The sequence below is a fragment of the Pseudanabaena sp. UWO311 genome, assembly GCF_006937785.1.
Lineage (GTDB): Bacteria > Cyanobacteriota > Cyanobacteriia > Pseudanabaenales > Pseudanabaenaceae > Pseudanabaena.
Genome location: NZ_SJEE01000017.1, coordinates 89,049 through 111,592, shown reverse-complemented (window position 1 = coordinate 111,592; position 22,544 = coordinate 89,049). Strand labels below are relative to the sequence as shown.

Genomic DNA, 22,544 nt, shown 5'->3' with positions numbered 1-22,544 from the left:
GTAGAGAAGTCGCTGATGGTTTCAAGGAAAATCTACCTATCATTTTTGATGAATATCTTCCTAAATGGAATTATAGAGCTATTCCTCAAAATAACTGAAATGCATAAGTTATTTATTTTTCATTCCTTAGCATTCAGCGCTGTTGAAATTTCTGTTGGTGAATCGATTGTGTGAGCATAGGTCATTTGATCTTTACCCACTTCTATTGCCAAATTATTGCCTTTATCAGGGCGATCGTAAATCATCACCAACAAAGGAGCATTCTTAATCAGCTCTTGGTCACCAAGTTCTGAATCAATAATTTCGATTGCAATATGTCGTCCACGGTTATCACCAGAAAACTGGTCAAAAAATTTCTCCCACTGCACAAGGGGTAGAGATTTACTCAGGGCTATTGTATTCGTCATAGGATTCCTCGCAAAAAATTAGTAACCCAGCATTGTTATTGCCTTCTATAGAGTTACTGAAGATTGATTGATTTCCTGAATAAGTTAATTGAATTGATTGATTACGATACAAATTGCTACACTATGAGCAATTATCAGAGATTTAGTCGCACTTTTGATGTGATTGCTTTTTGAATGTTTGTCTATAGAGGTTTTCTAATGAGTATGCACTCATTAGAAAACCTCTATGGAGTTCCTGCGATTTCTGCGTCTAGTCGGGCTGCAATCGCTTCCAATATTGCTTTTTCGGCTTTTTCCATTATCTCGAACGCTAAGTAAGTTGCCCTAACTGCATAGTCTTCAGCCTTATCTGCATGCAGTTCCAGTTGATTGATTTCTTGCCAAGATTTCCATTCCTCGACATTTGAATTCAACTCGGATTCTTTTTCTTCAAATTGAATTTGCAGTTTGGCTCGATAGCCTTCAACTTCTAGCTTCTTAGCACTCAGATTTGCCTTTGCTTGATCAAGTTTTGACTGAATCTCAACATGAGGTTGTTTCGGCACGGTCTGAATATTATCTCTTAGCGATTTTACACTCTCTTCAACTATTTCTAAATTGTTATGGAGTTGTTTAGTGAATTTGTCAATTGTAGTGCTCACGGTTATCACACTATTGATTTTATCGTATTAGAGAAATGCTGAACCAAGATCGATTGAGTCTCTCTAGTTTATGAGAACACCTTGACAAAAGGGTGTTTTACTTCATGAATGAATTGGTTGAATATGATATAAAACGTAAACGAAAAGACTCAATAACGTGAGTTCGGGATAAGGATTTAACCCAATATCACGCTCTATAGTAGTGCCTGCAAGGAGAAAAGACATCTATAAAACCAGTGCTTTTTACTTGGCAATAAAGAGTTTAAAGTGAAAGCCACGATTTTTGACTGCTTCAGCATCGCTCTGGAGAATATCACTTGATAGATATAGGCTTCAGCCTTTCTTATCCCGAACTGACGTTCAATAGTAGTTGCGGACAAGGGTCAGCTAATTGGGGATAGGTGCTGAAATGCCCATTTCATAATGACAAAAAAGACGCAAATACGTCGATCACGCTTTAACAGTCCAGTGCAAAATACTCATAGAGGGAAATTTTAATATAAAAAATAATTTTGTGTATTTAGCGCTTTGTGTAGTAACATAGATATTCGCAACGGGATGTAGCGCAGCTTGGTAGCGCGCCTGCTTTGGGAGCAGGATGCCGTAGGTTCGAATCCTATCATCCCGACTTAAAAAGAAAAAACTGAGAAGCGTCATAATCATGGCGCTTTTTTATTTGGCTAGCAAAACTTGCAGATCCTGCGATCGCGTAAATTGTTTGCGCCATGCGGTAATACCGCCTGTTAGAGTTATCACTTGATAGCCGCGATCGCTAAGATACCTATTTGCTTTAATTGATCTCATTCCCGAAGTACAGTACAAAACTACCGTTGGTTGAGCTTCATACTTTTTTTCATAGCGTTCCACGATGTTCTTAACTTTCTGAATACCAAATTCACCTTCAATTTCGGGTAATGGCACAAGCTCACTATTCGCAATGCGATCCTCTGCATATTCTTCAGGCGATCGCACATCGATTAAAACTACAGATTTGAGCTTGCCACTAGCCAACTCTTCAACAGAAATTTGTGGCGTACTAAAGCTTTGCAAATACACTGGCAAGCTCATTTGATGTTGATATGCAACAATACTTAAAATCCCAGCAGTAGCAACTAGTAATGAGCCAACTAAGGCTAATGGGATTAAATATCTCCGCCTAGAGACAAATTCCTGAAAATTACTTGGCTGCATTTTTTACTCCAATTTTTAGTAGGGCTAAATAGGTAGGGATGGGCGGCTCGAAGCGCCGCCCATCCCTACCTATTTAGCTTTTTCTATTTAGAAGCACCCAATTTTTAAACGGATAAATTAAATGATTAAAATAATTTGTTGTGGTATTTAATTTGGTCCCATATAGTTTTGGTTGTTCATTTTCAGGCATATACAAAGTTCCAAATATATAATCAAGAATTGGCAACTGTACAGCTAGATTTTGAGCGCATTTCTGTGGATAGCGATCATGATGCCAACAATGAAATTCTGGCGTAGCAATAATCCATTTGAGAATCGGAAATCTTACGCGAATATTGGCATGAATAAAAAAGGCGATCGCACTCGAAAAAATCACATAAATTGCTAAAGCCTCAGTCGAAAAACCCAGCAAATAAAGGGGGATCATTTGGAAAGCCTTAGTCAAAACCTGCTCGAAAGGATGAACACGTACTGTGGCAAGCCAGTCAATATGAGTAGAACTATGATGGATTGCATGAAATCGCCATAACCAAGGCACGGTATGCAATAGCCTATGAATAAAATAAAAACACAAATCACCGATGAATATTGCGGCAGTTACTTGCAAAACAAGGGGCTGTTGACCGACAAATTGAGACATTGTCGGTATTGATCTTTGACTCAACAATACAAATACAATTAATAACTTTGTTGTGCCATGACCAATAAAATAGCCAGAAAAGTAATAACAAAGATCTGTAAACCAACCTTCACGGAATAGCTTTTGGCGATGAAGTGATAATGCTTTCTCAATCGGTACAAATACAAAAATAAGGATTAGTATTCCTTTGATAACATCAGGTATTTCCATCATTCCAATCACTAATTCTGCTCATGGTTAACTATTCACTGCCAACTGCTCAATCTCTGGATTAATTTCAGAATGTTTAGCGATCGCCTCATTTACATCCATAGAAAAACCTTTAGGAAACTTGCAATTTTTAAAGGTTGCACCATGCCAATCCACACCTTGCAGATTTGCCCCTAAAAAATCACAATTTGCTAAGTCTGCATTGACGAATCGCGCATTTTCTAAATCTGCGCCATAAAAAGAAGTCATCGCAGACATTTTAACCTTTGCAAAATGCAGATTAAAAGCCTTAGTTGCCAAAATGGCTGGAACAATCGCAAGTATTGCAAACAAAATCGCGTAATGAATTTCTCGGTATTTAACCCAACTATAGCCAGCCGAAATTGCGGATGAAACTCCCACTGCCATCCATACCATACCCACTGTGATCGCCCCTTTTTTGTAGCCTAGATAGAGTCCACAAAGCGACATTATGAATGCGGCAACCATCACACCTATGCCAATCACTGTCATAGCAATATAGTGAATCGACGCAATCACCATTAACCCAATTAGCCCCATATATATGATAAAAAGCTTTCTTTGAGACATGGCAGCGGCTGTGGCAAAGGCAAACATCCAAACAAATGGATTTGTCATCCACCCATAAGGATTTGCGACTTCACCGCCACAGCCCACGAGAACAAGTCTGCCAGAAAACCAAGATAATAAACCGAGAGGGAGGCCCAAAATGATATGCAATGACATTTGCATGATCTGTTTTTGGAAATTCTGTTTATCTTGTCCGATCGCTGTTTCCGAGAAATCAGCACCTGCTAGATTTGTCCCTCGAAAATCGCAACTCTTTAACCTTGAGCCTGTAAAGTCAGCTTTTTTCTCTTCGCCTTTAGGAAATTCATTCTGAAACGATTGATTCTGAAAATCACGATAACGATAATTTACGTAGTTATCCATCGGTCAATCTCTTTATAAGTTAGTTTTGTGAGACAGCTAATTGAACGCTACAGTTCCCCGAGCACATGTTGGAGTCCCATTTTGGAGAAATGGATTTGTTAGCTTTTGCTTTACACCAATTTTGGAAGATTCACAAAGGATAGTGACTGTAGTTAGCTCTTTTTTTGTGTTTGGCGTTGAGCCTGATGTTGAATTTATCTGTTGATTTGACCCTTGAAGTTTTTTATCTCGGTCAGGGACAACAAACACCGCGCTGACAAAACTTTTTAAATCGTCATTCTTGGGAACACCATAATGATAGGCAACAAGCTCAAAACTTTGTAAATCATACTTGTAGTTAGCTGTCTCTTCTTTAATGCCAATTTCCAAAGCAGGAATTGAGCGCCCCAAAGCTCCATTTTCTAGCCAAAAAGCTTGCTGCGCTCTACCCATACTTCCTACATAAGTTCGAGCTTCGCTACTCCTAGCTTTTGTCCCACAACTAAAAGATGATCCCAGAAATGCTATAGCTCCTATTGCAATTAACCCAAATCCCAACAAGCCATAAATTGGCCAACGAAATAGCTGTCGAAATTTTTTTTGCTTTTGTGGCGCAGTATCTTCTTGAAACAAATCAGCAAGCAAACTAGTTTCCTCATCCACTTCTGAGAGTTCGATGGCATTAGATAGTATTTTGTCTAGTAGGAGATTTATTTGCTCTACATCAGATTGTTTTGCCTTAGATTGTCCAATCATTATGATCACCTCTTGTGCGGACTTAACTAATACTGCCCTGTTACCTCACAAAGGAATGCGATCGCGATCGCATTCCTTTGTGAGAAGTACTACAAAATTTGTGCTTGATTTCTTGGGGACTTACACAAAGTAATAAATCCCAAAAATATAGTGACGGGCTTAACCCGTCACTATATTTTTGGGATTTATACAGATCATTTTTTCTTGGAGTTCACTAGGTGTAAATGCTTAGTCTATTGAACTCAATAATGCATCAATCTTTGATCCTTAAAGCATTTTTGAATGACTGGATTTAGTCCTGCTATATTGTTAATTAAATATATTAATTTATTGACCTCTATCTCCAAAGAGATATATCTAACAACCCTTAACATTTTTTTAAGATTTGTTGTCGAATATATATACTTTATAGAATTGACTCAAGCCTTTGTCTAGAGAGGGTTTGAAGCTCTTAAGTATTTTGTAAGAAGGCAAACGTAAAGATGTGTTAAGCTAATTTCAAATCCATATAAATACTAGTAGTTAAAGCAGGATTTAGAATTATGACCATTGCAATGGGCAGGTCGCAAGAAGTCGAAAGAGGCTGGTTTGACAGCATCGACGACTGGCTAAAGCGCGACAGATTTGTATTCATCGGCTGGAGTGGCTTACTGCTATTCCCAACAGCATTTTTAGCAGTTGGTGGCTGGTTCACAGGCATCACATTCGTATCATCTTGGTATAGCCATGGGCTAGCTTCTAGCTTCCTAGAAGGCTGTAACATTCTCACTGTAGCAGTATCATCTCCTCCTCTTAGTGTTGGACATTCTTTGGTACTACTATGGGGACCTGAAGCACAAGGCGACTTCACCCGTTGGTGCCAAATTGGAGGACTATGGACATTCCTAGCACTTCATGGCGCTTTTGGTTTGATTGGCTTTATGTTGCGTCAGTTTGAAATTGCTCGTCTAGTCGGTATCCGTCCTTATAATGCGATCGCATTTTCTGGTCCTATCGCCGTATTCGTATCTGTATTCTTAATGTACCCATTGGGTCAATCTGGTTGGTTCTTCGGTCCAACCTTCGGCGTAGCTGGCATCTTCCGCTTCATCTTATTCTTACAAGGTTTCCACAACTGGACTCTGAATCCCTTCCATATGATGGGCGTAGCAGGTATCCTTGGTGGAGCATTGCTCTGTGCTATTCACGGTGCTACCGTTGAAAACACATTGTTTGAAGATGGCGATGGTAAAACCGCTAACACCTTCAAAGCTTTCAACCCAACTCAGTCTGAAGAAACCTACTCCATGGTTACAGCTAACCGCTTCTGGAGCCAAATCTTCGGTATTGCTTTCTCCAACAAGCGTTGGTTGCACTTCTTCATGCTATTCGTACCTGTAACTGGACTATGGTTCAGTAGCGTAGGTATTGTCGGATTAGCATTGAACTTGCGTGCCTATGACTTCGTATCTCAAGAAGTTCGTGCCGCAGAAGATCCTGAATTTGAAACTTTCTACACCAAGAATTTGCTTTTGAATGAAGGTATCCGTGCTTGGATGGCTCCTCAAGACCAACCAGCAGAAAGATTTATCTTCCCTGAAGAAGTTTTGCCTCGCGGTAACGCACTATAAATTTGAAGCTAAAAAATTGCTTGCAGCTTATTGCAAGCAATTTTTTAAGGATAATTGCAAAATTTAGCTATCAGAAATCAGTACGGTTCTACTAGGTTTTGGATTATGATGAATTTCATCAAACTTCTAAACGTTAGCAGTTAACAAGATGATAGCTGATAGCTTAAAAATTATTTGCACTTTAAACCTATAAAAAATTTTCTGGAGATAACCTCTCGTGACGACGACCATTAACTTAAACTCGCTAGGAGTGGGTGGACGTACACAGGATACATCGGGCTTTGCTTGGTGGTCTGGTAACGCAAGACTCATTAACCTTTCTGGCAAACTGCTGGGCGCTCACGTAGCTCATGCTGGTTTAATCGTATTCTGGGCTGGCGCAATGACTTTGTTTGAAGTCGCGCACTTTATTCCCGAAAAGCCAATGTACGAGCAAGGCTTTATCCTTCTTCCTCACATGGCAACCCAAGGTTGGGGCGTTGGTGCTGGTGGTGAAGTTGTAGATATTTTCCCTTACTTCGTGGTTGGTGTATTACACCTTATTTCTTCGGCAGTACTTGGCTTTGGTGGGATTTACCATGCCTTGCGTGGACCTGAAGTCTTAGAAAACTATTCTTCATTCTTTGGTTATGACTGGAAAGACAAGAACCAAATGACCAATATTATCGGGTATCACCTGATAATATTGGGTTGCGGTGCGTTGCTACTCGTATTTAAGGCTATGTTCTTTGGTGGTCTCTACGATACATGGGCTCCTGGTGGTGGCGATGTACGTGTGATCACGAATCCTACAATTAATCCTGTTGTCATCTTTGGCTATTTGCTCAATTCACCTTTTGGTGGAGAAGGCAACATCGTAGGTGTTGACAACCTTGAAGATGTAGTTGGCGGACATATCTGGATTGGCTTGATCTGCATTGGCGGCGGTATCTGGCATATTCTCACCAAGCCTTTTGGTTGGGCACGTCGTGCTCTCGTTTGGTCAGGCGAAGCATATCTATCTTACAGCTTGGGCGCATTGAGCTTTATGGCGTTCATCGCTACTTGCTTTGTGTGGTTTAACAACACTGTTTATCCAAGTGAGTTCTTTGGTCCTACTGGCGCTGAAGCTTCTCAATCTCAAGCTTTCACCTACCTTGTCCGTGACCAAAAATTGGGTGCAAACATTGCAACCTCTCAAGGGCCTACAGGTCTAGGTAAGTATTTGATGCGTTCTCCTTCGGGCGAAATCATCTTTGGTGGTGAAACCATGCGTTTCTGGGATTTCCGTGGTCCATGGCTGGAGCCTCTTCGTGGTCCTAACGGTTTGGATATTGACAAACTTAAGAATGATGTTCAACCTTGGCAAGTACGTCGCGCTGCTGAATACATGACACACGCTCCTTTGGGTTCTTTGAATTCAGTTGGTGGTGTTATTACTGAAATCAACGCGGTAAACTTTGTTTCTCCACGTTCTTGGTTGTCTACTTCCCACTTCGTATTGTCATTCATGTTCTTAGTTGGTCACTTATGGCACGCTGGTCGCGCTCGCGCGGCTGTTGCTGGCTTTGAAAAGGGTATTGACCGTAAGTCTGAGGCTGTACTTTCTATGCCTGATTTAGATAAATAGCTAACTAAGATGTGCTTTGTCTCATCCTAATAAAAAGAAAGGCAGTGCTTAGCACTGCCTTTCTTTTTTTGACTTTGGCGATAATTACTAGTTACTACCAGTAAATATGACATCAGGGAATTTACCTTGAGCTTCTGTCATGGGGCGGTTTTTACCCTCTTGTTGCCAGTAATTAATTACTTCGGTTGCCTTATTTAAAATTTCAATCCGATCCTGATCGGCAATCCAAGGCTTGCTTTCCATTTCTGTTTTAAGTTGATCCCAAGCATCATCACGGGGCCAAAAGAAATACTTGGTGAGAGGGCTGAAACCTTTGCCAACGACTTGATCGACAGCAAGAGCTACATTATTCTCTAACCATAAGATTTTTAGAATAAACTGGGACAATGCTACCTACCTCCAAGAAAAGTTAAATTACATATTAAAGTAGCGATCTTGCAATATAACATGATTGAAACCTCTAAAGTTGACTTAAAATTATTAAACTCAAGTATTTTTGTGTTTGATATTGATGGCGTGATTCGTGATGTATCAGGTTCTTATCGCCGAGCACTGGCAGATACAGTTGAATATTTTACAAATGCAGCTTATCGTCCTACTCCTGAAGAAATCGACGATTTAAAAGCTGAAGGCATTTGGAACAATGACTGGGAAGCCTCGCAGGAGCTAATTAAGCGGTATTTTCAAGGTCTAGGGCAAGAGATCAAAATATCCTATGAAACAATTGTGGAATTCTTTCAGAGTCGTTATCGGGGCAAGAATTCTGACTGGTCAGATGGATATATTGCGACGGAGCCGTTGATCGCGACCACAGAATATTTTCGGGATTTGACGATCGCAGGGATTGGCTGGGGATTTTTTAGTGGCGCGACAAGGGCTTCAGCGAGTTATGTTTTACGACGTTTAGAAATAGATGCCCCTGTCTTGATTGCCATGGAGGACGCAGCAGGTAAACCAGATCCTACGGGACTTTTACTAGCGGTAAAACAAATTGAGTCTAGTCAGGGTAAATCGGCAGTTGTTGTGTATGTTGGTGATACAGTCGCAGATATGCTGACGGTTGTAAAAGCTAGAATTTATGACCCAAATTATCAATATCTTGCTGTTGGAGTGATTCCGCCCCATGTAGCTGAAGATTTACGTGATCGCTATGCAGCATTGCTTAAAGAAAATGGTGCTGATCTTGTTTTGAATTGTGTTCTAGAACTAACGCCACAGCTTAATCTATTGCAAGGTTCTATAAGTTAAATAAGCGTTAACATAGATCTGGCTTTACAAGCTATTACCTTGTTAAGAAAAAAATTTATGTCAGACTCCAAGCAATATTATTTTGTGGCTGCTAGCCGTAAATACCTATGTGAAGACGAAGGTAAACCTTTGGGAGAAACCTTGTCGGAGCGGCGGCGCAATTTTGAAGCACGCAATAAGGAAATAAATTTTTGGTTAGTTGAGCAGCCTGCTTTTTTGGAAGCGCCTGAGATGGCAAGTATTAAAAAGCAAATTCCCCAACCTGCGGCAGCAATCATCACAACTGATCCAAATACAATGCGTTGGCTAAAGCTAAGACTTGAGTTTGTTGTGACAGGTGAATTTACAGCACCGAGTGCCTCAATTCCAGATGCTTTTGCATCTTTGGCTCTTAGCTTGTAAAAATAGAGCGTGCTTGGCACGCTCTATTTTTTTGGAAAAGAAAAGCCGCCATAGGCGGCTTTTCTTTTTGGTTAATGTGCTAATCTGTGACCTTAAATTTGCTGATCAGATTGCCGATCGCTACAGATATTGTGTTTAGATCTTTTTGCAATAATTCTTTTTCTAGTTCGCATTCTCAGTATGGGGCTGCAAATTTTGGTTTTAAGTCGATCGCTGCCAATACTCGAAAATATGGCGATCGCAGTTTATATGATTTATCGGCTAAACCTAATTTGCAAGCTTTAGAAACAAAAAAATCACCGTTTGTTGTTGAGCTTATTCAAAGTTTCTCAGTGCAGAAAGCAGGCAATGAAATCGCCGAATGTGAAGATATTTGGGGTTGTGTACAACGTAATCCAATGATGTCGATTGCCTTATCGGATGGGGCGACTGAGTCTTCCTTTACGAGAGAATGGGCAAGGGCATTAGTTACAGCTTTTACAGATCGCCAGTTGCCTTGGCAAGAGGTTTATGCCTGTGCCACAACTTGGCTAATCCCATTACAAGCAACTTGGCAGCAATGGTTAGGACAACAGGATTTGTCTTGGTTTGCCAAACGTAAGGCTGGAGAAGGGGCTTTTGCAACTTTTGTGAGCTTAGAAGTTTTTGCAGATTTAAGTTGGAAATCTCTTGCTGTGGGAGATTCTTGTTTATTTGTGGTACGCGATCGCACCTTGCAAAAAAGTTTTCCTTTACAAACTAGCCATGAATTTAACAACCGACCAAGGCTGATCGGAACCAATATCAAGGCGGCGAATATTACTATTTCGCAAATTCATGGAGTTGCAAAATGCGGAGATCACTTTTATCTAGCAACCGACGCGATCTCCTGTTGGATTTTTAAGCAAATAGAAGCAAATCAAGATCCTTGGGTAAAATTAGAGCAGATCAGGACGCAAGACTTGTTTGCAAAGTGGGTGACTGAATTGCGCGATCACCATGAAATAGCCAACGACGATACCACCTTACTATGCCTCAAAATTCAGGATGCAAAAGAAGTGCATTGTGAGTCATGACAGATATTCAAGCTTGGCCCCTCAATATCGACTTTACGATCGCGGTGCAAAATCCGCACCTCTGTTTTGTCGATCCTGAACTTAAGCAGGCAAGCACTGCCAAAAATTCGCGGGGACGTGTCTTGTTATGGTCGGGAAACTTCGCCACTGTCTACAAACTAACTAAGGGAAATCGTTCCTGGGCAGTGCGTTGCTTTACGAGGATTCCTCAATCAGATGTACAGCAGCGATACAAGTTAATCAGCGAATATCTCAGCCAACATGAAATTCCCTACTTAGTCGATTTCGAGTTCCTGACGCAAGGAATCCTCGTCAAAGGCGAATGGTATCCGATTTTGAAAATGGATTGGGTGCAAGGCTCAGAAATAGATCGTTATATTGGCGAACATATTGACGATTCGCAAGTCTTATTGCGTTTAGATCGGCAATTAAAACAACTGCAAAAAGATCTGCAACAGGTGGGGATCGCCCATGGCGATTTGCAGCATGGGAATATCATGGTTGACTCTGAGGGAGAGCTAAAGCTGGTTGACTATGACGGTATGTACGTCCCCGCATTGCGAGGTGCTCCGCCCCTTGAAGTGGGGCATCCCAACTATCAGCCCCCTATGCGCTCTTCTAAGGACTTTAGCGATCGCCTTGATGAATTTTCTTTTGAGGTAATTTCCTTATCACTTCGCGCTCTTGCAAGTCAGCCAAATCTTTGGGAGACATTTCATGAAGACAATAAAAATTTGATTTTTCGGCAAAACGATTTTCAAGAGCCTGAGTTGTCTCCAGTATTTCAGTCGATTTCCAATATTCCTGATGATGAAACCCGTGAACTATGCGATCGCCTAATCCGCCGATGTCATGGCAAAGATCAGCAAGACCAATCTGAGCAGCCATTACGAAAAGACAAAATAGTTACGCAATATAAGATGTTTTTAGTTTTTGGCGTATCGGTATTCGCTATTGTAGGCATTATTTTTTGGCTGGTTAAAACAAACCTATCGCAACCTCAACCTACCGTAACGAACATTCCTACAAATGTGCCAGTAAGCTCTCCTTCTCCCAGCAATTCCCCCACTCCCGTCGCTGTAGCAACTCCAAAATTAATCCCAATCACAGCTGCAACTTTACAAGCTAAATATGCTGAAGGTCAGCGCGATTTTCGCTATATGCAGTTGACTGGCAATCAAGGCGATCGCATACAAGGTCAGGACTTTAGCAATATTAACCTCAGTGGTTCTGTTTTAGAGCGAGTAGATTTGCGCCAAATCATCTTCAAAAATGCGAATTTGAACGGTATTAAAATTGTTAAAGTCGATCTCCGAGGCGCAGATTTGAGTAACGCTAGTCTTGTTGACGCAAACTTATCTTTTTCTAATCTGACCGAAGCTAATTTAACTCAAGCAAATTTATTGCGAGCAAACTTATCACAAACCAAGTTAGTCTCAGCACTTTTACCAAAAGCAGAGCTAATGAAATCAAATCTGAGTGAAGCTGATCTTAATGCAGCGAATCTCAAGGGAGCAAATTTACTTCTAGCAAATCTTCGTAAGGCAAATCTAGCTAAGGCAAATCTGAGTGAAAGTAATTTGAGTGCCGCTAATTTGAGTGAAGCGAGCTTAGATGAAGCCAATTTATCTTCAGCGGATTTGCGATCGGCGGAGCTACACTTGACAAATCTCTCTAATGCAAATCTGAGTTCGGCTAACCTGACAGCTGCGAAACTAGTTCTGATCGAGTTTTCAGGGACAAATCTTAATGGGGCAAATTTTCGCAATGCGATCGTTGAAAATATTGGCAGCATCGAAGCCGCAGATTTTACTAATGCTGTAAATATTACTCCTACTATTCGTAAATATTTCTGCTCTTTGGCTTCTGGTAACTCCTCTGAGACTGGGAGCTCTACAAAATCAACTCTTAATTGTTTGCCATAAATCAACATAAAAACCAATATTTTTTCAGAGATGGCTTCGCCACCCCTCAAAAAATATTGGTTTTTATATAAGCGATCGCTATGCGCATTCTTGGAACTCGAATCGGTATTTGACGATTCCACGACAACCATCCAAAGCGCTATTTTTCAATTCTAAGACCATAAACACATCATCTGGAACTAGGTACTCACACTTTAGTCCCTTTTCTTTTGCGGAAATAAATCCGAAACGTGAATAGTATTCTGGATATCCCAACACCACCACAGCTTTGCATCCTAAATCAGAGCATTTCTCTAAACTATGTTTAATCAATAGAGATCCAATTCCCCGCCGTTGATATTGAGGCAATACTGCTAATGGTGCTAATCCAAGAATCATTAATTCTTCAGAGCATTTTTCGTCGATCGTAACGGGACTAAAGAAAATATGACCAACAATTTGTTCTGATTCTATAGCAACAAAAGAAAGTGTATTTTCAATTCCCCTTAACTGATCGACTAAGTTAGCCTCATTATCTCGTCCAAAGGCTGCGATATTAACCGTACGAATTGCATCTATATCTTCTGGTCGTTCGTCTTGAATTTCCATCAGTTTAGGTAAATAAAATAGTCCCTTAGATAGTATGTCACGGCGATCGCCGTGACATACTCCTTTCCCAGTCAAGAAATAGCGGTGCGGGGCTTCGCCCCGCACCGCTATTTCTTGGTTTTATATATCTATTTCTTCGGTGGGAAGGGAGTATTTTTAGACATATCAAAAAGTAAAAGTGGTAAAAGGTAATTACCATTACTTTTTGGGTTTATGTCACCAACTGCTATACGTTGTCTCTGATAAAGAGTAAAATCGGTATAATTGACTAAAATCGTCAAAATTAACACTTAAATTTTAACTCTTAGCAATTTACTGCTAGTCTAAAAAGCGCTAAAAGAGTATCACCGTAATGATCGAAGAAGAAAACAACCTAATTTCTGACGACCTCATCGACGAAGATGATGAGGTACTTGAGTCTCGGCTGCAACAACTTGCAACCGAAGAATTAAATCAAATCGCAAACCCAGAAACATCTATCCCAGAAGGCTCTCAAGGATCTGCGACTACAACGAGCGAATCAAAACCTGAAGTAAGTAAAGCAAACGCCGCCGCCGCCGCAACGCTAGACAAAATTAATGGTTTGATCGCTGAGTCAACATCACTTAGAGAGCAGCTAGACGATCGCAAGCAGCAATACTTACGGCTGTATGCCGACTTTGAGAATTTTCGCAAACGTACAGAGCGCGATAAAGAAGAGCAAGAAGGCACAATTACAGGCAAGATTCTCAAAAAAATCTTGCCTGTAGTTGACGATTTTGAACGGGCGCAGTTACAAATTTCACCAAAAACAGACGGTGAAGCGTCAATTCACAAAAGTTATCAATCGGTATACAAACAGTTACTCAAATGCCTCAAAGAGACAGGTGTAGTAAGAATGGAATGCGTCGGTCAAGACTTTGACCCTAATTTTCATGAAGCAATTATGCAAGAACCATCGACTGAATATGGCGAAGGCATAATCACTGAGGAATTACGCCCAGGATATTTAGTCAGCGATGATCGAGTTTTGCGTCATTCTCTGGTTAAAGTATCATCTGGGAAAATCGATGGCGATGATAGTGCATCTTCTGAAAATGCTACCGAAAATAGCTCTGGAGAATCCAACTAAAATAAATATTTCAAGATTGCGATCGCGATTGCATCTTGAAATGCATTATTAGGGTACATTATTCAGAAATTCATTAAGCTAAACTTTAAAAAAGCTTTTAACGGAACTGGCGAATATGTCGAAAGTAATTGGGATCGACCTTGGTACGACGAACAGTTGTGTTTCTGTTTTAGAGGGTGGTAAACCTGTTGTCATCTCTAGTGCAGAGGGAGGGCGAACCACACCTAGTATTGTCGCTTTTGTCAAAGACAGCAGCGAACGGATTGTTGGGCAGGTTGCTAAGCGCCAATCTGTTACCAACTCAGTAAATACGGTTTACAGTATTAAGCGGTTTATTGGTCGTAGCTGGGATGAGACTGAACAGGAGCGCAGTCGCGTTCCTTATACTGCGGTCAAGGGTAAAGATAATACCGTAGATGTCCAGATTGGCGATCGCTCCTACACTCCCCAAGAAATTTCGGCGATGATCTTGCAAAAACTCAAGCAAGATGCCGAGAACTATCTAGGCGAAGAAGTGACTCAAGCGGTTATTACCGTACCCGCTTATTTCACTGATACTCAGCGCCAAGCAACAAAAGACGCTGGGGCTATTTCGGGCATGGAGGTTCTGCGGATTGTCAATGAACCTACAGCAGCGGCTCTCGCCTATGGGTTGGACAAGCAAGATCAAGATCAGATTGTTCTAGTGTTTGACCTTGGCGGCGGTACGTTTGATGTGTCCGTGCTCCAACTTGGCGATGGTATTTTTGAAGTTAAGGCAACATCAGGTAATAATCACCTTGGTGGTGATGACTTTGATGCGATGATCGTGGATTGGCTAGTTGCTGACTTTAAACAAAAAGAAGGAATTGACTTAGCAGCCGATAAAACCGCTTTGCAGCGACTCAAAGAAGCCGCTGAAAAAGCCAAAATCGAGCTTTCTAGCGCTCCTTCAACCCTAATTAGCTTGCCATTTATTGCATCAGATGCAACTGGTCCAAAGACCATTGAACTAGATTTTACCCGCTCTAAATTTGATGAGATTACGGCACCTTTAGTCAAATCAACACTCGAACCTACGGCTCAAGCTCTCAAAGATGCTGGGTTATTACCGAAAGAAATAAATCGGATTATTTTAGTTGGTGGCTCCACCCGTATTCCTTCGGTACAAGATGCAATCTCCAGATTTTTTGATGGCAAAAAGCCAGATCAGTCAGTTAACCCTGACGAAGCCGTAGCGATCGGCGCTGCTGTGCAAGCGGGGATCTTAGGCGGCGAGGTTAAGGATCTCTTACTACTAGACGTAATTCCCCTTTCAATCGGACTAGAAACTCAAGGTGGTGTATTTACCAAAAACCTAGAACGTAATACCACCATCCCTACTAGCAAGTCCCAGATTTTCTCCACCGCCGTTGACAACCAATCAGCAGTAGAAATCCATGTGCTTCAAGGTGAACGGGCAATGGTAAAGGACAATAAAAGCCTTGGCAAATTTGAGCTAGAGGGCATTCGTCCCGCACCACGTGGTATTCCGCAGATCGAGGTTTCCTTTGATATTGACGCTAACGGTATTCTCAAGGTATCAGCGCGAGATATTGATACTGGGGTTGAGCAAAGTATTAGCATCACCAACACAGGTGGATTGAGCCCTAGCGAAATTGAGAGAATGCGGATGGAAGCTGAAGTCTATTCTGAAGAAGATGAGGCTCGCCGTGAATTAGCGAATATGCGGAACCAAGCATCTAACTTAATTCGCACAGTTGAAGAAATCCTCAGAGACAATGGACCTTCGGTCATCACTTCAAGTTTGCGCGAACCTACGCTAAAAAACATGGAAGCTCTCAAGAATTTATATGAAGCTGAAGAAGCCACCTATGAAGACTTACAAACTGCAATTAAACCGTTACAGCAATCCCTATTTGAAGTAACTCAAACAGTTGAGAAATACTCTCAAGTTGAACGAGTGAAACAAAAACCAGGCGACAGCTTAGAATAAAACTGAAGGGCGATGTAACACATCGCCCTTCAGTTTTACTGCGATCGCAAAGCGCTGTATGATGACAAAGTTACACTTGTATTTTTGGCTACAGTTGTCATCTGTCAATATTGACAACTAAAGCTTGTTCTGTAAACCGTGAGCCGCTATGTCACTGTTTGATTGGTTTGCTGAAACCCGTTCCCGTGCAGGTGAAGCATATCACCGCAAGACTCCTAATCTAAATCAAAATTCTCAAGAACGCGAAATTCCTGACGGTTTGTGGCACAAATGTTCTAGTTGTGGCGCTTTAACCTATGTAAAGGATTTAAAAATCAATTTGATGGTTTGCCCAGAATGTGGTCATCACAATCAGGTAAATGCCTATGAGCGCATAGCTCAGTTAATTGATGCTGGCACATGGCAAGAAATGGACGCAGACTTAACTTCTTGCGATCCTCTAGGGTTTAAAGATCGTAAGCCTTATATTGATCGCATCAAAGAATATAAGCAAAAAACTGGTTTAAGCGATGGGGTAATCACTGGAACTGGCAAGATCGATGGCTGTGACGCTGCAATGGCAGTTATGGATTTTCGCTTTATGGGCGGCAGTATGGGATCGGTTGTGGGTGAAAAAATTACCCGTATGCTCGAGACTGCTACGGCAAAACGTTTTCCTGCTTTGATATTTTGTGCTTCGGGTGGAGCTCGGATGCAAGAGGGGATTTTGAGCTTGATGCAAATGGCTAAAACTTCAGCAGCACTGGAGCGTCATCGTCAAGCCAATTTGCTCTATATCCCTGTTTTGACCAATCCCACTACGGGCGGTGTGACTGCTAGTTTCGCGATGCTTGGCGATATTATTTTGGCTGAGCCTAAAGCTTTAATTGGGTTTACAGGGCGACGAGTCATCGAGCAGACCCTCAAACAAAAAATTCCTGATGGCTTCCAATCATCAGAATATTTGCTCGATCATGGTTTTGTAGATGCGGTTGTGCCAAGAACAAAGCTGAAACAAAGTTTGGCGATGATTTTAAAAATGCATCAACATCAAGAGTTAATTGCTACCAATCAAAATCTTAATGGTGCTACTAAGTCGGTCACCCATGCTATGTCTGATAGTTCACTAGGCTTATGAGTTTTTGATTGGCGCGGCGAAGCCGCGCCAATCAAAAATCGGTTCTTAGTTAATTTCACAGCCGAACGAATGACGGACGGATTGTGCGGGAGGCGGAACATGGTAAGAGAAAGAGTACCTACACCAAGTAAGTCTCTGAGGCGCGGCTGCCTGTATCTCAAGGTTGATGGCAAGACGCGGAGCGTCGATCGCTAACTTAATTGCATTTTCTGGTTCACAAACTCCCCACTCGATCAGGTTATTCACGGCTTTAATCAGGGGCAGAGTCGTACCTGAGAGCGTGCCATCGGGCAATCGCGCTGTGCCATTTTTAATCGTAATCTGGCGATCGTCCCAAGGATAAGTGCCATCAGCTAAGCCAAGAGGTGCAAGCGCATCGCTGACTAGAAAAACTTTGTTTGTCATTCGATAAAGCAGTTTTACCATCTGTGGCGAAACATGAACGCCATCAGCAATTAACCCGCACCAAACCCGATCGCTTAAAATTGCTTCGCCTAATAAACCAACATCACGATGAAGCAAACTTGGCATGGCATTAAAGGCATGAGTGAGCATTGTTGCACCTTGCTCGATCGCTATTCTCGTTTGCTCAGCATTAGCCGTAGAGTGTCCTAAACTGACAGTAATATTGCGATCGCGTAGATATTTTATAGTTTCGCCTGTGGGATCTAGTTCGGGCGCGAGGGTAACAAGTTTAATAATTTTGGTGTAATCACCTAATACCTGCTGCAAGGTTTCGAGATTCAGCGGTAATAAATGTTGCTGTGGATGTGCGCCCCTTTTGTCAGGATGAAGAAATGGTCCCTCAAGATGCACGCCTAAAATTTTGGCTTCGAGAGGATTAGGATTTTGCGTTTGATAGGAGATTGCTTTAGCCAGAACAAGTAGAGATCGATGTGTTTGCTCAATAGATGTAGTCACAAGTGTAGGCAAGAACCCGTCTAGCCCTTGTTGATATAAAAATTGGCAAATTTCTGGTATGCGTGAAGCGCGATCGCGATTTAAGTCATTAAAGGAAATACCTAATGCTCCATTAATTTGGAGATCGATAGCTCCTTGAGTAGAACAGATGATTACACGTAAACCTGTCATGGTATTTGCAACGGAGAGGGTAATTAAAGGCGATCATCCTTTGAGAAAGACAAATAAATTGTATGGATTTTGAAATTTTTTAGCTATGGTAACTTGAATAGGGCGATTTGGTCTTATTTAATAAATGAAAGCAAATCGAACTCTTGACGGATATCAAGTAGAGAGCGATCAAGCAAAGGATGAAATTCTAAAAAAGGCAATAGTTTGTTTCGGTTACGAGTCTTAAACCAAATTGAAATTACTTCTGGCATGAGTGGAGGTAGAACTCTCAAAATATTTCCATAGAGCCAAAGCACCCCATTTTGTTGAATCATGTCATCGTACATCACATCAACAGCAGGCGTTTTTCTCATTTCACGGAATTTTTGAAAAGTACATTCACTTGTCCACCAAAATAATGGCAAGATCTTTAGCTCATCATACATACCCGTATCGCAGCCATAAATGACATGCCCGGCATCATGGGCAAGCAGAATTTTGGCAAATTCAGGCGGTTGACTATCGGGAGGCGTGAGATGGGGATTGATCGCGTAATATTCCTCTAAACCTTCGCGAAGAGTTTGGATACTACTTTTATCTTTGTAAAGAGGTTTTTTATTCATGATCTTTATTTACGATACGCTATCGTTTCGCAAATTATAATAACACCCATGAATGATGCTAGTAAAAAATCTTTAGGAAGACCTCGCAGTGATAAATCACATCAGGCTATCTTGCAATCTGCTTTAGCACTGTTGGCTGAAGTTGGATTTGATGCAATAAGTATTGAGGCGATCGCATCTCGTGCAGGGGTTGGCAAAACAACTATTTATCGTCGATATAGTGGTAAAGCGGAGTTGATAGCTGATGCTATTGAGAATATACGTGAAGAAGTGCTAATTCCTGATACGGGCAAACTGGAAAGTGATATTGATACGCTCATTGAAAAAGCTGCTCAAATTTCTCTTAATCCATTGGGACGACAAGCCGTTTCCATGATTATAAGCAGTGCCTCAAGTAATCCTGAGTTTGCCCAGATTTATTGGTCAAAGTACTTACAGCCGCGCCGAGAAGCTTTTGATATTGTCATCGAACGGGCAAAATCTAGAAATGAAGTTTCGCAAGACTTAGATTCGGGGTTGGTTTTCGATACGATGAGTGGAATCATGCTTTATGCTTTGATCTTTCAACCTACCCCAGAATCTTGGACAGCATATGTCCGCCGCGCCCTAAGCTTGCTTATCAGATAAGTTTTTGTACTGAATTGGACAAATCCAGAGGGGCGAGGTTCGCCCCTCTGGATTCGTCAATGTTGCTGATGGGTAAATTTAATTACACGATCGCCTGATTAGCAACATTGCTATTAATCGCTTCTCTAAGAGCGCGAACAGTCGCAATCATGGAAACCACGTCATTTAATTGGTTAACTGCTGAACCAACACCAACACCTGAAGCACCTGATGCGATCGCCATCGGTGCTGTGATATTGCTCAATCCAGAAGCGCACATTACGGGGATTGATACAGCGCGGCTGATGGCATGGGCAGCAGCAAGGGTAGGTGATGCTTTTTCAATTGCACCAAGAATACCTGCATGAGTTGGAGCCGAGCTTGTGCCGCCTTCAGTTTGGATGATGTCTGCACCGATCGCTTCGAGTTTCTCGGCGAGGGTAACTTGCTCATCTAGGGGCAAGGTGTGAGGAACTGTTACCGAGATTACGGTATGAGGCAATAATGCTCTAGTTTCGGCAGTCAAAGCAATGATTTCATCGGCGGTAAAAATCCGACCTTGCGCATAGAAGCTATCGTAGTTACCGATTTCAACTAGATCTGCACCATTAGCAACAGCTTCTGCAAGTTTATGGGCTTCAACTGCCGATACACAAATAGGCAAAGAGCAATTAGCCTTAGCGATCGCAATTAGCTCAGCATCAGCCGCGATGTCAACAAAAGTAGCACCACCGCGATCGGCTGCTTGCACGACCATTTTCACGGAGTTGCGATCGAAGTTTTGGATACCGCTAATAATTTTGAGAGCGTTGCGGCGGTCAAAGGCGGTTGCCAAGGCAAGAGGTAAACGAGACATAAAATTTGTCATCCTAATAGACTGAATATTTAGATGTAGGACTACTTTAACGCGATTTTGGATAAAACCCAAAGAGTGTGAGGCTGAGCTTTGCGCCGCTTCACACTCTTTGGGTTTTATTCGGTGATACCAAAGAAATGTTGCTGAATTACCATACCTAGAGTTGCATCACCCAATGGCAGTTGACTATTAAGTAAATATTGAGGATTCTGCCAAATATTCTGTAACTCCTGTTCTTTAACTTCCATCTCAGCAGCAGGCAGTAATTGTAAATGGCGATCGTAGCGAATCATTTCCTTGGTGCGGTTTAAATTATCCAATGAAAAGATCGAAGTTCTTTCCCATTCTTCTATCTCACCTTCAACGCACATCCAAGTCGATTGGCAACCATCGGAAAGCCATGACAACTTCCTCAGAATTACACCATCTAGGGAATGTTCATAATCTAATTGATCGTTGCTTGTATCAATCGCAATGAAAATTACTTCACCAAATTCTTCTGAAAGCTCTTGGGTCAAATATGTATCTTCCTCGAATGTCCCATCAACATAGCTATCGCCAAAATCGCAAACAATCCAATCTGAATTAGGAATCTGTTCAGGCTGTGGAAGTTTTTCTTGAACTTTGGTGATCGGCTGTTGGGTTTTCAGAAAGTAAGCATTATAAAAAAAACTCATAGAGGCAACCCTAATTCAACAAGTTTAGATGCACCAACTTTAAACCCAAAAATCCCTCTTTGTTCAAGACTAAAAGCTGATATATTCCTGACAACAGTGCTGGGGATCGCCATATTTATATATTCAATCCCTGACATATTAAGTTTTTAGAGTTTTTAGACTATAGAACTTGGGTTAGCATGATCGCGAAGCACTATAGGTAGGCTGGATAAGCAAAATATGGCTAAACTCAGAATTGGCATTAATGGATTTGGCAGAATTGGACGATTAGTGGTTCGCGTTGCTGCCAAGCATCCCGAAATCGAGATTGTCGGAATCAATGATCTAGTTCCTTCTGATAACCTCGCTTATCTTCTCAAACATGACTCTACTCATGGACTCTATGACGGTGCGATCGCATCTCACGCAGACGGAATTGAGATTGACGGAAGGTTTGTTCCTTGCTCTGCGATACGCAACCCTTCAGAATTGCCTTGGGGCGATCTAAAAGCCGACTATGTGGTGGAGTCCACGGGCTTATTTACTGACTATGCTGGGGCGATCGCACATATCAATGCTGGTGCGAAGCGCGTAATTATTACTGCTCCCACTAAAGATCCCGAAAAGGTTCCCACGTTGCTAGTTGGAGTCAATCATACTAAGTTCAATCCTGAAACTGATTTGATTGTTTCTAATGCAAGTTGCACCACCAACTGTTTAGCACCGATCGCGAAGGTTCTCAATGATAATTTCGGCATTGCAGAAGGCTTGATGACGACTATCCACGCGATGACAGCGACTCAGCCAACGGTAGACGGACCAAGCAAAAAAGACTGGCGCGGCGGTCGTGGTGCTAGTCAAAACATCATTCCTGCTTCTACAGGGGCGGCGAAGGCGGTGGCTTTGGTACTTCCAGAACTGAAAGGCAAGCTGACGGGAATGGCTATGCGCGTACCGACACCTGACGTGTCGGTGGTGGATTTGACGTTTAGGACTGAGAAAGCCACTAGTTACAAAGAAATCTGTGCGGCAATGAAGTCGGCATCAGAGGATTCATTAAAGGACATTCTCGGCTATACGGATGAGGAGGTTGTCTCAACTGATTTTAGAGGAGATTCGCGATCAAGTATCTTTGATGCTGGCGCAGGTATGGAACTAAATCCAAACTTCTTTAAGGTTGTCTCTTGGTATGACAATGAGTGGGGTTATTCCTGTCGTGTGGTTGATTTGATGATATCAATGGCACAAAAAGAAGGAATTCTCTAAATCCCGAAAAGGCAAGGGTAATTCATGAATTACCCTTGCCTTTTTAAT

Annotated in this window: 24 protein-coding genes and 1 tRNA gene; 12 read left to right on the top strand and 13 right to left on the bottom strand. The window is 41.8% G+C overall.

Annotated features, from left to right (window positions below):
* Positions 1-119: 119 nt before the first annotated feature.
* Both PseudUWO311_RS14460 and PseudUWO311_RS14455 read right to left on the bottom strand, forming a co-directional pair.
* Positions 120-407: a DUF5335 family protein gene (locus PseudUWO311_RS14460; protein ID WP_142655960.1), complete on the bottom strand. Its 288-nt coding sequence runs from the start codon at positions 405-407 to the stop codon at positions 120-122.
* 224 nt (positions 408-631) lie between these two features.
* Positions 632-1,048 (bottom strand): hypothetical protein, encoded by a 417-nt coding sequence (locus tag PseudUWO311_RS14455; RefSeq protein ID WP_142655959.1) that lies wholly within the window; start codon positions 1,046-1,048, stop codon positions 632-634.
* A gap of 554 nt (positions 1,049-1,602) precedes the next feature.
* Between PseudUWO311_RS14455 and PseudUWO311_RS14450 the strand changes: the two genes are divergently transcribed.
* A tRNA-Pro gene (locus PseudUWO311_RS14450) sits at positions 1,603-1,676 on the top strand.
* Between the two features lie 44 nt (positions 1,677-1,720).
* On the opposite strand, the gene PseudUWO311_RS14445 is transcribed toward PseudUWO311_RS14450, so the two are convergent.
* The 4 genes from PseudUWO311_RS14445 to PseudUWO311_RS14430 all read right to left on the bottom strand — a co-directional run bounded on the left by PseudUWO311_RS14445 (position 1,721) and on the right by PseudUWO311_RS14430 (position 4,778).
* Positions 1,721-2,239 carry a rhodanese-like domain-containing protein gene (locus PseudUWO311_RS14445; protein ID WP_142655958.1) on the bottom strand — a complete coding sequence of 173 codons (519 nt, stop codon included), beginning with the start codon at positions 2,237-2,239 and terminating at the stop codon, positions 1,721-1,723.
* A 73-nt stretch (positions 2,240-2,312) separates the two neighbouring features.
* Entirely contained in the window at positions 2,313-3,092 is a 780-nt protein-coding gene (locus PseudUWO311_RS14440; protein WP_223807581.1) for a sterol desaturase family protein, read from the bottom strand.
* A gap of 24 nt (positions 3,093-3,116) precedes the next feature.
* Positions 3,117-4,043 (bottom strand): pentapeptide repeat-containing protein, encoded by a 927-nt coding sequence (locus PseudUWO311_RS14435; RefSeq protein WP_142655957.1) that lies wholly within the window; start codon positions 4,041-4,043, stop codon positions 3,117-3,119.
* Positions 4,044-4,079: 36 nt separating this feature from the next.
* Positions 4,080-4,778, bottom strand: a complete 699-nt coding sequence (locus PseudUWO311_RS14430; RefSeq protein ID WP_142655956.1) for a type IV pilin-like G/H family protein — start codon at positions 4,776-4,778, stop codon at positions 4,080-4,082.
* Positions 4,779-5,320: 542 nt separating this feature from the next.
* Between PseudUWO311_RS14430 and psbD the strand changes: the two genes are divergently transcribed.
* Together psbD and psbC are read left to right on the top strand one after the other, a co-directional pair.
* A complete protein-coding gene (gene psbD / locus PseudUWO311_RS14425) occupies positions 5,321-6,388 on the top strand; it encodes a photosystem II D2 protein (photosystem q(a) protein) (RefSeq protein WP_142655955.1) in 1,068 nt (355 codons plus the stop codon).
* Positions 6,389-6,605: 217 nt separating this feature from the next.
* Complete coding sequence (psbC, locus tag PseudUWO311_RS14420; RefSeq protein ID WP_142655954.1) at positions 6,606-7,997, top strand: photosystem II reaction center protein CP43; 1,392 nt, start codon at positions 6,606-6,608, stop codon at positions 7,995-7,997.
* 87 nt (positions 7,998-8,084) lie between these two features.
* Here the strand turns inward: psbC and PseudUWO311_RS14415 are convergent, their stop codons facing one another.
* Positions 8,085-8,384, bottom strand: a complete 300-nt coding sequence (locus PseudUWO311_RS14415; RefSeq protein WP_094530228.1) for a 30S ribosomal protein PSRP-3 — start codon at positions 8,382-8,384, stop codon at positions 8,085-8,087.
* A gap of 60 nt (positions 8,385-8,444) precedes the next feature.
* Between PseudUWO311_RS14415 and PseudUWO311_RS14410 the strand changes: the two genes are divergently transcribed.
* From PseudUWO311_RS14410 to PseudUWO311_RS14395, 4 genes are all read left to right on the top strand, one after another.
* Positions 8,445-9,245 carry a TIGR01548 family HAD-type hydrolase gene (locus PseudUWO311_RS14410; RefSeq protein ID WP_142655953.1) on the top strand — a complete coding sequence of 267 codons (801 nt, stop codon included), beginning with the start codon at positions 8,445-8,447 and terminating at the stop codon, positions 9,243-9,245.
* 57 nt (positions 9,246-9,302) lie between these two features.
* Positions 9,303-9,647: an MgPME-cyclase complex family protein gene (locus tag PseudUWO311_RS14405; protein WP_142655952.1), complete on the top strand. Its 345-nt coding sequence runs from the start codon at positions 9,303-9,305 to the stop codon at positions 9,645-9,647.
* An 86-nt stretch (positions 9,648-9,733) separates the two neighbouring features.
* On the top strand, positions 9,734-10,702 hold the full coding sequence (locus tag PseudUWO311_RS14400; protein ID WP_142655951.1) for a hypothetical protein: 969 nt from the start codon (positions 9,734-9,736) through the stop codon (positions 10,700-10,702).
* Entirely contained in the window at positions 10,699-12,627 is a 1,929-nt protein-coding gene (locus PseudUWO311_RS14395; protein ID WP_142655950.1) for a pentapeptide repeat-containing protein, read from the top strand. Before PseudUWO311_RS14400 ends, PseudUWO311_RS14395 begins: the two co-directional genes overlap by 4 nt.
* A gap of 78 nt (positions 12,628-12,705) precedes the next feature.
* Here the strand turns inward: PseudUWO311_RS14395 and PseudUWO311_RS14390 are convergent, their stop codons facing one another.
* Positions 12,706-13,215, bottom strand: a complete 510-nt coding sequence (locus tag PseudUWO311_RS14390) for a GNAT family N-acetyltransferase (protein ID WP_142655966.1) — start codon at positions 13,213-13,215, stop codon at positions 12,706-12,708.
* Positions 13,216-13,567: 352 nt separating this feature from the next.
* Here PseudUWO311_RS14390 and grpE point away from each other — a divergent pair, with 352 nt between their 5' ends.
* From grpE to accD, 3 genes are all read left to right on the top strand, one after another.
* On the top strand, positions 13,568-14,326 hold the full coding sequence (grpE, locus tag PseudUWO311_RS14385) for a nucleotide exchange factor GrpE (RefSeq protein ID WP_103667296.1): 759 nt from the start codon (positions 13,568-13,570) through the stop codon (positions 14,324-14,326).
* A 115-nt stretch (positions 14,327-14,441) separates the two neighbouring features.
* Positions 14,442-16,301, top strand: a complete 1,860-nt coding sequence (dnaK, locus tag PseudUWO311_RS14380; RefSeq protein WP_142655949.1) for a molecular chaperone DnaK — start codon at positions 14,442-14,444, stop codon at positions 16,299-16,301.
* 148 nt (positions 16,302-16,449) lie between these two features.
* A complete protein-coding gene (gene accD / locus PseudUWO311_RS14375; RefSeq protein WP_142655948.1) occupies positions 16,450-17,418 on the top strand; it encodes an acetyl-CoA carboxylase, carboxyltransferase subunit beta in 969 nt (322 codons plus the stop codon).
* A gap of 45 nt (positions 17,419-17,463) precedes the next feature.
* Here the strand turns inward: accD and nagA are convergent, their stop codons facing one another.
* Positions 17,464-18,510, bottom strand: a complete 1,047-nt coding sequence (nagA, locus tag PseudUWO311_RS14370; protein ID WP_142655947.1) for an N-acetylglucosamine-6-phosphate deacetylase — start codon at positions 18,508-18,510, stop codon at positions 17,464-17,466.
* A 113-nt stretch (positions 18,511-18,623) separates the two neighbouring features.
* The gene (locus PseudUWO311_RS14365) at positions 18,624-19,112 is read right to left on the bottom strand and encodes a hypothetical protein (RefSeq protein ID WP_142655946.1); all 489 of its coding nucleotides are present in this window, start codon (positions 19,110-19,112) and stop codon (positions 18,624-18,626) included.
* Positions 19,113-19,160: 48 nt separating this feature from the next.
* Here PseudUWO311_RS14365 and PseudUWO311_RS14360 point away from each other — a divergent pair, with 48 nt between their 5' ends.
* The gene (locus PseudUWO311_RS14360) at positions 19,161-19,739 is read left to right on the top strand and encodes a TetR/AcrR family transcriptional regulator (RefSeq protein WP_142655945.1); all 579 of its coding nucleotides are present in this window, start codon (positions 19,161-19,163) and stop codon (positions 19,737-19,739) included.
* 82 nt (positions 19,740-19,821) lie between these two features.
* Here the strand turns inward: PseudUWO311_RS14360 and PseudUWO311_RS14355 are convergent, their stop codons facing one another.
* The 3 genes from PseudUWO311_RS14355 to PseudUWO311_RS24040 form a co-directional block, all read right to left on the bottom strand.
* Positions 19,822-20,574 (bottom strand): DUF561 domain-containing protein, encoded by a 753-nt coding sequence (locus PseudUWO311_RS14355; RefSeq protein ID WP_142655944.1) that lies wholly within the window; start codon positions 20,572-20,574, stop codon positions 19,822-19,824.
* 116 nt (positions 20,575-20,690) lie between these two features.
* Positions 20,691-21,251 carry a hypothetical protein gene (locus PseudUWO311_RS14350; RefSeq protein WP_142655943.1) on the bottom strand — a complete coding sequence of 187 codons (561 nt, stop codon included), beginning with the start codon at positions 21,249-21,251 and terminating at the stop codon, positions 20,691-20,693.
* A complete protein-coding gene (locus tag PseudUWO311_RS24040; protein ID WP_190303504.1) occupies positions 21,248-21,388 on the bottom strand; it encodes a hypothetical protein in 141 nt (46 codons plus the stop codon). The genes PseudUWO311_RS14350 and PseudUWO311_RS24040 overlap by 4 nt, the downstream gene beginning before the upstream one ends.
* 82 nt (positions 21,389-21,470) lie before the next feature.
* Between PseudUWO311_RS24040 and gap the strand changes: the two genes are divergently transcribed.
* Positions 21,471-22,496, top strand: coding sequence for a type I glyceraldehyde-3-phosphate dehydrogenase (gap, locus tag PseudUWO311_RS14345; RefSeq protein ID WP_142655942.1), 1,026 nt, complete (start codon positions 21,471-21,473; stop codon positions 22,494-22,496).
* The last annotated feature ends 48 nt before the right edge of the window (positions 22,497-22,544 follow it).

Coding starts and splice junctions, on each gene's coding strand:
- PseudUWO311_RS14460 (WP_142655960.1), bottom strand. CDS start 407: ATGACGAATACAATAGCCCTGAGTAAATCTCTACCCCTTGTGCAGTGG.
- PseudUWO311_RS14410 (WP_142655953.1), top strand. CDS start 8,445: ATGATTGAAACCTCTAAAGTTGACTTAAAATTATTAAACTCAAGTATT.
- PseudUWO311_RS14360 (WP_142655945.1), top strand. CDS start 19,161: ATGAATGATGCTAGTAAAAAATCTTTAGGAAGACCTCGCAGTGATAAA.
- PseudUWO311_RS14405 (WP_142655952.1), top strand. CDS start 9,303: ATGTCAGACTCCAAGCAATATTATTTTGTGGCTGCTAGCCGTAAATAC.
- PseudUWO311_RS24040 (WP_190303504.1), bottom strand. CDS start 21,388: ATGTCAGGGATTGAATATATAAATATGGCGATCCCCAGCACTGTTGTC.
- PseudUWO311_RS14430 (WP_142655956.1), bottom strand. CDS start 4,778: ATGATTGGACAATCTAAGGCAAAACAATCTGATGTAGAGCAAATAAAT.
- PseudUWO311_RS14445 (WP_142655958.1), bottom strand. CDS start 2,239: ATGCAGCCAAGTAATTTTCAGGAATTTGTCTCTAGGCGGAGATATTTA.
- dnaK (WP_142655949.1), top strand. CDS start 14,442: ATGTCGAAAGTAATTGGGATCGACCTTGGTACGACGAACAGTTGTGTT.
- nagA (WP_142655947.1), bottom strand. CDS start 18,510: ATGACAGGTTTACGTGTAATCATCTGTTCTACTCAAGGAGCTATCGAT.
- PseudUWO311_RS14365 (WP_142655946.1), bottom strand. CDS start 19,112: ATGAATAAAAAACCTCTTTACAAAGATAAAAGTAGTATCCAAACTCTT.
- psbD (WP_142655955.1), top strand. CDS start 5,321: ATGACCATTGCAATGGGCAGGTCGCAAGAAGTCGAAAGAGGCTGGTTT.
- PseudUWO311_RS14440 (WP_223807581.1), bottom strand. CDS start 3,092: ATGATGGAAATACCTGATGTTATCAAAGGAATACTAATCCTTATTTTT.
- gap (WP_142655942.1), top strand. CDS start 21,471: ATGGCTAAACTCAGAATTGGCATTAATGGATTTGGCAGAATTGGACGA.
- accD (WP_142655948.1), top strand. CDS start 16,450: ATGTCACTGTTTGATTGGTTTGCTGAAACCCGTTCCCGTGCAGGTGAA.
- PseudUWO311_RS14350 (WP_142655943.1), bottom strand. CDS start 21,251: ATGAGTTTTTTTTATAATGCTTACTTTCTGAAAACCCAACAGCCGATC.
- PseudUWO311_RS14390 (WP_142655966.1), bottom strand. CDS start 13,215: ATGGAAATTCAAGACGAACGACCAGAAGATATAGATGCAATTCGTACG.
- PseudUWO311_RS14435 (WP_142655957.1), bottom strand. CDS start 4,043: ATGGATAACTACGTAAATTATCGTTATCGTGATTTTCAGAATCAATCG.
- PseudUWO311_RS14395 (WP_142655950.1), top strand. CDS start 10,699: ATGACAGATATTCAAGCTTGGCCCCTCAATATCGACTTTACGATCGCG.
- PseudUWO311_RS14355 (WP_142655944.1), bottom strand. CDS start 20,574: ATGTCTCGTTTACCTCTTGCCTTGGCAACCGCCTTTGACCGCCGCAAC.
- grpE (WP_103667296.1), top strand. CDS start 13,568: ATGATCGAAGAAGAAAACAACCTAATTTCTGACGACCTCATCGACGAA.